At 69.6% G+C, this 5,147-nt stretch carries 6 protein-coding genes and 1 pseudogene; 1 reads left to right on the top strand and 6 read right to left on the bottom strand.

The genetic code is table 11. The features are described 5' to 3' along the window. The coding region (locus tag KHY18_RS26780) for a tripartite tricarboxylate transporter substrate binding protein (protein WP_213307445.1) at nucleotides 1-866 on the top strand (866 nt) is incomplete at its 5' end. A gap of 60 nt (nucleotides 867-926) precedes the next feature. Here KHY18_RS26780 and KHY18_RS26775 read toward each other — a convergent pair. The 6 genes and pseudogenes from KHY18_RS26775 to KHY18_RS26750 form a co-directional block, all read right to left on the bottom strand. Next, nucleotides 927-1,913: an NAD(P)H-dependent flavin oxidoreductase gene (locus KHY18_RS26775; protein WP_213307442.1), complete on the bottom strand. Its 987-nt coding sequence runs from the start codon at nucleotides 1,911-1,913 to the stop codon at nucleotides 927-929. Nucleotides 1,914-1,923: 10 nt separating this feature from the next. Further along, nucleotides 1,924-2,829: an SDR family NAD(P)-dependent oxidoreductase gene (locus KHY18_RS26770; RefSeq protein WP_213307448.1), complete on the bottom strand. Its 906-nt coding sequence runs from the start codon at nucleotides 2,827-2,829 to the stop codon at nucleotides 1,924-1,926. A gap of 56 nt (nucleotides 2,830-2,885) precedes the next feature. After that, complete coding sequence (locus tag KHY18_RS26765) at nucleotides 2,886-3,668, bottom strand: enoyl-CoA hydratase/isomerase family protein (protein WP_213307440.1); 783 nt, start codon at nucleotides 3,666-3,668, stop codon at nucleotides 2,886-2,888. 12 nt (nucleotides 3,669-3,680) lie between these two features. Then, the gene (locus tag KHY18_RS26760; RefSeq protein ID WP_213307438.1) at nucleotides 3,681-4,487 is read right to left on the bottom strand and encodes an SDR family oxidoreductase; all 807 of its coding nucleotides are present in this window, start codon (nucleotides 4,485-4,487) and stop codon (nucleotides 3,681-3,683) included. A 26-nt stretch (nucleotides 4,488-4,513) separates the two neighbouring features. Beyond that, nucleotides 4,514-4,948: a PaaI family thioesterase gene (locus KHY18_RS26755; RefSeq protein WP_213307436.1), complete on the bottom strand. Its 435-nt coding sequence runs from the start codon at nucleotides 4,946-4,948 to the stop codon at nucleotides 4,514-4,516. Then, a pseudogene (locus tag KHY18_RS26750) lies at nucleotides 4,948-5,147 on the bottom strand (hypothetical protein); the annotation flags it as partial. The pseudogene KHY18_RS26750 and the gene KHY18_RS26755, both read right to left, overlap by 1 nt.

Here is a 5,147-nt window from a genome sequence, read left to right as displayed (position 1 = left end):
CGCTGGGGCTGCCGTTCCCCACCGGCGGCATGATGGACCCGGTGGTGGGCGCGCGGGCCGTTGCCGCGGCGCGCGACCTGGGCCAGCCCGTGGTGCTGATGCACCGCCCCGGCGCGGGCGGCGTCACGGGCGTGGCCAGCCTCGCCACCATGGGCGAGGCCGATGGCTACACGCTGGGCGTGATGCACAACTCCGTGATCCGCTGGCCGCACATGTACAAGGTGGAATGGGATCCGCGCGTCGACTTCACCTATGTGATGGGTCTGGCCAACCTCACCACCGGCGTGGCCGTGGCGGCGGACGCGCCCTGGAAGAACCTTGGCGAACTGCTGGCCGACGCCAAGGCGCGCCCCGAAGCGATCAGCTGGGGCAATGTCGGCGCCATCAGCGCCAACCGCATCTATGGCGAACGGCTGGCGCGCGCGGCCGGCGTCAAGATCAACTTCGTGCCTTTCAAGGGCGGCAGCGAACAGCTCACGGCGGTGGTGGGACGCCATCTCGACGTCTACGGCGACCCGGGCTTCGGCGCCATGGTGGTCGGCGGCAAGCTGCGGCTGCTGGCCAGCTTCACCGAGCAGCGTCTCACGCGCTGGCCGCAGGTGCCCACGGTGCGCGAGCTGGGTTATGACCTGGTGGTGCAGTCGCCGTTCGGACTGGTCGCGCCGCGCAAGATGCCGCCGGCCGTGCTGGCGCGGCTGCAATCGGCGTTCATGAAAGCCGCCAGCGACCCGAACTACATCCGCATCCGCAACGACTTCGATCTCGCCCCCTGGGTGGTCGACGGCCAGACCTACCAGCAGTACGCGGTCAAGCAGTTCGTCCAGGAAAAGCAGATGCTTGACGAGATAGGCTTCACGCCCGCTTGAAGCAGCGCACAGCGGCCGCCATGGGGCATCTGCCCCGGGCGGCGCGGTGCGTGTGGCGATTCACAGCGCGCAGACAGGCTCGGACCTGGACGGTGTCTGGGCCTGCTGCAGCGCCTGCATGGCCTGGCGATATTCCCGCGCCATGCGCTCGATGCGCTGCGCCACAGGCTCGACCTCGGTCACCGCGCCAATGCCCTGGCCGCAGCCCCAGATGTCCTTCCAGGGCTTGCGCGTGCTGCCGAAGTTCATCGCCGACGGATCGCTGACCGGCAGCGCATCCGGGTCCATTCCCGCGGCGCGTATCGAGGGCTTGAGGTAGTTGCCGTGCACGCCGGTGAACAGGTTGGAGTAGACGATGTCGTCGCTGTCGCTGTCCACGATCATGCGCTTGTAGGCCGCGTCGGCGCGCGCTTCATCGGTCGCGATGAAGGCCGAGCCTATGTAGGCCAGGTCGGCACCCATGGCCTGGGCGGCCAGGATGGCCTGTCCGCTGGCGATCGCGCCCGACAGCGCCAGCGGCCCGTCGAACCACTGGCGTATTTCCTGCACCAGCGCGAACGGGCTTTTCACGCCCGCATGGCCGCCCGCGCCGGCGGCCACGGCCACCAGACCGTCGGCGCCCTTCTCTATCGCCTTGTGCGCGAACATGTTGTTGATCACGTCGTGCAGCACCACGCCGCCCCAGCCATGCACGCCCTGGTTGATCTCGGCGCGCGCGCCCAGCGAGGTGATCACCAGCGGCACCTTGTAGCGCTCGCAGGCCTGCATGTCGTGTTCCAGCCGGTCGTTGCTGCGGTGCACGATCTGGTTGATCGCAAACGGCGCGGCCGGCGCCTCGGGGTGGGCGCGGTCGTGCGCGGCCAGCGTCTCGGTGATCTCGGCCAGCCAGTCGTCGAGCAGCGTCGCCGGGCGCGCGTTGAGCGCCGGCAGCGCGCCGACAATGCCGGCCTTGCACTGCGCGATCACCAGCGCGGGAACGCTGATGATGAACAGCGGCGAGGCGATCACCGGCAGGCGCAGATTGCGCAGGCAGGAAGGCAATGTCATGGCGTACTCCTCAGACCGGGTCCCAGCTGAACACATCGCCCGAGCGCTCGAGCGGGAAGAACTGCGCCTTGAGCGCGGGCAGCGCATGGCTGGCGACCATCTCGGGCGTCCAGCCTTCGGAGCGGTGCACCGAGCGTACCGGGCGCGGCTGGCTGATCAGGAAGATCTCGTTGTTGCGCACCGCGAAGATCTGGCCGTTGGTGTCGGCCGCCGCGTCGCTGGCCAGGCACACGGCCAGCGGCGCGATCTTGGCCGGCGTCATCTGCTTCATGCGCGCCACGCGCTGCTGCTCGGCCGGCGTCTCGGTGGGAATCGAGCCTATCATCCGGCTCCAGGCAAACGGCGCAATGCAGTTGGAGCGCACGTTGAACTTCTGCATGTCGAGGGCTATCGACTTCGACAGCGCCGCCACGCCCAGCTTGGCGGCCGCGTAGTTGGCCTGGCCCAGGTTGCCGATCAGGCCCGAAGTCGAGGTCATGTGCACGAACACGCCCGACTCCTGCTCCTTGAAATGCGTCGCCGCGGCGCGGCTCATGTAGTAGCTGCCATACAGGTGCACCTTGATCACCGTGTCCCATTCGTCGTCGCCCATCTTGTGGAAGAAGCGATCGCGCAGAATGCCCGCGTTGTTGATCACGCCGTCGATGCGGCCGAAGTGATCGAGCGCGCAGCCGACGATGCGCGCCGCCGAGGCCGATTCGCTGACGCTGTCGGTGTTGGCCACCGCCTGGCCGCCGGCGGCGCGAATCTCGTCGACCACGCGCTGCGCCGGGCCCGCGTCCGAGCCTTCGCCCGCGACCGAAGCGCCGATGTCATTCACCACGACGCGCGCACCCGCCTGGGCCATGGCCAGGGCGATGTCGCGGCCTATGCCGCCGCCGGCGCCCGTCACGACCATCACCTTGTCGGCCAGCATGGGGGATTCGTTCATTGTCTTGCTCCTGTTGATATCTGTTGTCGTGATGAAAGGACTCAGGCGGACGGCCACTGGAAGGCGGGCGGGCGCTTTTGCAGAAAATCCTGCACCGCCTCGCGGTGTGCGGGCGTTCCCATGGCCAGCGACTGCGCGCTGGCCTCGAGTTCCAGTTGCGTGGTGATGTCGCCGTTGCTGGCCACGGCGCGCTTGATCAGTGCCACCGCCACCGGCGACGCGCCCACGAAGCTCGCCGCCACGGCCTGGGCGCGCGCCTGCAGCTGCTCGGGCGGCTGCAGCTCGGCCACCAGGCCCAGGCGCAGCGCCTCGTCGGCGCCGACTTCGCGCGCCGACAGCATCAGCTCCTTGGCACGCTGCGCGCCGACGACGCGCGGCAAGGTGTAGAAGATGCCGAAGTCGGGCACCAGACCGACTTTCAGGAACGACACGCACAGCCGCGTGCGCGGCGTGCCGATCACATAATCGGCGACCAGCGCCAGGCCCAAGCCCGCGCCATAGGCCGCGCCGTCGACCGCGGCGATCACCGGGCGATCGAGCGTGATCAGGTCTTGCAGCCAATGGTGGACGCCGTGCAGGCGCGCATGCCAGCCCTGGTTGTCGAGGCCGGCGCCGGCGATGTTGCGCAGGTCGCCACCCGAGCAGAAATGGCCGCCCGCGCCGGTCAGCACCACGGCGCGGATGTCGCTGCGGCGCTTGATGTCGGCCACGGCGTCGGCCAGCGCATCGCGCAGGTCGGGGCTCAGCGCGTTGCGCGTCGCGGGGATGTCGAGGGTGAGGGTCGCCACCTGGCCGGCGACTTCATAGCGAAGAGGGTTGTGCATGGTTGGGCTCCTTCAATGTGCAAGTGCGGCGCTGAGGTCGCGGCCGCCGGGCAGCGAACTGCCGCCGTCGACGGGAATCACCGCGCCGGTCACGAACGCGGCCAGCGGCGAGCTGAGCACCAGCGCCATGTCGGCGATCTCGCTGGTCTTGCCGAAACGTCCCAGCGGAATCGACGCCGCCATGGCGTCCAGCGCGGCCTCACCGGGAGCGAGCCGGCGCACGCCTTCGGTGTCGCCTATGGGGCCGGGAACAATGGAATTCACGCGAATGCCGTCGGCGCCCCACTCCATCGCCAGCACGCGCGTGAGCATGTCGAGCCCGGCCTTGGCCGCACAGACATGGGCCTGATAGGCCGTGGGGTTGAACGCCTGGGGCGCCGAGATGTTGATCACCGCGGCGCCGGGGCGACGCAGGTGCGCATGCGCGGCGCGCAGCACGTTGAAGCCGCCCACCAGGTCGATGTCGACCACGGTGCGAAAGCCCTTGCTCGACATGCCCAGCGCCGGCGCGACGAAGTTGCCCGCGGCGCCCGAGACCAGCACGTCGATGGCGCCGAAGCGTTGGCGCGCGGCGGCCAGCACGGCTTCGATGGCGTCGTAGTCGCGCACATCGGCGCTGTAGCCTTCGGCGTCGTTGCCATGGGCGCGCAGCTGGGCCACGGCGCCGGCGACGCGCTCGGCCGAACGGCTGGCGATCGACAGGCGCGCGCCGCGGCGCGCGAACGCGTCGGCGATCGCCAGGTTGATGCCGCTGCTGCCGCCGGCCACGAACACATGGCGGCCGCTGAAGTCCAGAAGGTCGGAAGAGGAAATGGGCATATCGGATCCTGGAAAGAAGGAAAGACTCACAGACTGGGCGCGCCGGCCGGCGCGCGGAAATCGAGATAGCGGAACGAGCCCACGCTGCGCGCCACCACCCTGCCCTGGGCGTCGGTGACGCAGGCCTGGCACTGCACCACGGCGCCGTCGTCGTCCACGCTCAGCACTTCGCCATCGGCCGTGAGCCGGCCGTGGCCGGGCTGCAGATAGCTGGTGTTGAGGTTGAGCGTGACCGCGGTCTGCCGGAAGTCGACGCGCGAGACCGCGGCGCTGGCCATGACCACATCGACCAGCGTGGCGACCACGCCGCCGTGCATGGAGTCGGTGGGATTGAGCAGCTCGGGACGCATGTCGACCACGAGCCGCGCGCGACCGCCCTGGGAGAACTCGCGGCGCACGCCCAGCAAGGCCATGAAAGGCAGGGCCGCAAACGCCTCGGCGCTGAACGATGGCGCCTGCATCAGGCGCGCGCCTCAGCGGACTGCGCGGCGCGGGCGCCGACGCGCTGCGCGTGCTCGGCGCGCAGCGTCGTCTTGAGCACCTTGCCGGCGGCCGACAGCGGCAGTGCGTCCATCGCCTGCAGGCTGCGCGGGCACTTGTAGCCCGCGAGCCGCGTGCGGCACCAGGCGACGAGCATCTCCAGCGCCATGGCTTCGTCCC

The sequence above is a fragment of the Acidovorax sp. CCYZU-2555 genome (assembly GCF_018413525.1).
Classification (GTDB): domain Bacteria; phylum Pseudomonadota; class Gammaproteobacteria; order Burkholderiales; family Burkholderiaceae_C; genus Comamonas.
The sequence above is the reverse complement of the archived record's forward strand: the minus strand, read 5'-3'. Positions and strand labels throughout refer to the sequence as shown.

Excerpts from the sequence above, each read along its gene's own strand:
- KHY18_RS26775 (WP_213307442.1), bottom strand. The coding sequence starts at position 1,913 with ATGACATTGCCTTCCTGCCTGCGCAATCTGCGCCTGCCGGTGATCGCC.
- KHY18_RS26770 (WP_213307448.1), bottom strand. The coding sequence starts at position 2,829 with ATGCTGGCCGACAAGGTGATGGTCGTGACGGGCGCCGGCGGCGGCATA.
- KHY18_RS26765 (WP_213307440.1), bottom strand. The coding sequence starts at position 3,668 with ATGCACAACCCTCTTCGCTATGAAGTCGCCGGCCAGGTGGCGACCCTC.
- KHY18_RS26760 (WP_213307438.1), bottom strand. The coding sequence starts at position 4,487 with ATGCCCATTTCCTCTTCCGACCTTCTGGACTTCAGCGGCCGCCATGTG.
- KHY18_RS26755 (WP_213307436.1), bottom strand. The coding sequence starts at position 4,948 with ATGCAGGCGCCATCGTTCAGCGCCGAGGCGTTTGCGGCCCTGCCTTTC.